The sequence below is a fragment of the Pseudomonas sp. YA1 genome (assembly GCF_058680555.1).
Window position 1 is genome coordinate 1 of record NZ_JBZWBG010000048.1, and the last position, 988, is coordinate 988.

Annotated in this window: 1 protein-coding gene; it reads right to left on the reverse strand. The window is 66.6% G+C overall.

Annotated elements, in window-relative coordinates:
* Nucleotides 1-988, reverse strand: a 988-nt coding sequence (locus AC4OR5_RS30900) for an AMP-binding protein (protein ID WP_270032336.1), incomplete at both ends; no start/stop codon positions are given.

Genomic DNA, 988 nt, shown 5'->3' on the forward strand with positions numbered 1-988 from the left:
CCGGCGATCAGCAGTTCGCCTCGGCAACCCACCGGACAGACCCCACCCGCCGCATCGAGGATGCGCGCGCGCACCCCCGCGATCGGTGCACCAATGGGAATTTCCCCCCCCACCTCCTTCACCGGCGCCGAGAAGCAGCAGGCATCGATGGTCGCTTCGGTCGGCCCGTAGAGGTTGACCAGCTCGCCGTTCCAGCGGCGCCCCAGTTGTTCCAGCAGCGCGCCGCTCAGCGCTTCGCCACCGCAGCAGAGCAGCCGCAGCGAGTCCAACTGGTCGTCGCCGGCGAAAGGCAGCAGCGCCTGCAACAGCGACGGCGGCATTTGCAGCACATTGATCCGTTGTGCCTCGACCAGCCCCCACAAGCTCTCTAGCGAGGTACCCAGCTCCGCAGGCGCCAAGTGCAGGCGAGCGCCGGACATCAGTGGCAGCCAGAACTCCCACACCGAGGCGTCGAAGCTACTCGAGGTCCGCTGCAACACCCGCTCGTGCGCCGCCAACTGGAAGCGCTCCTGCATCCAGCGCATGTGATTGACCAGCGCGCCATGGGTGATGCCAACGCCCTTCGGGCGCCCGGTCGAACCAGAGGTATAGATGACGTAGGCCAGATGCTCCGGACAGGCACGCTGCTCCGGATTCCCGTCCCACTGCGCCGGGACGTTCTGGAACAGGCTCGGGTCGTCCAGGCATAGGTTCGTCAGCTGTGCGTTGAACGGCAGTTCATCCTGCAGGAACGTCTGGGTCAGCAACAGGCCAATCCCGCTGTCCTCTGCCAGGAAGGCCAGGCGCTCGGCGGGATAACCGGGATCCATCGGCACGTAGGCGCCACCGGCTTTCAGCACCGCCAGCAACGCCACGACCAACTCCGGGCTGCGCTGCATGGCGATACCCACCGGTACGTCCGGACCAACGCCTTCGGCCCGCAGCCTGTGCGCCAGTACGTTGGCCCGGCGGTTCAGTTCCCGGTAGCTCAGCTCGATCTCGCCATGCA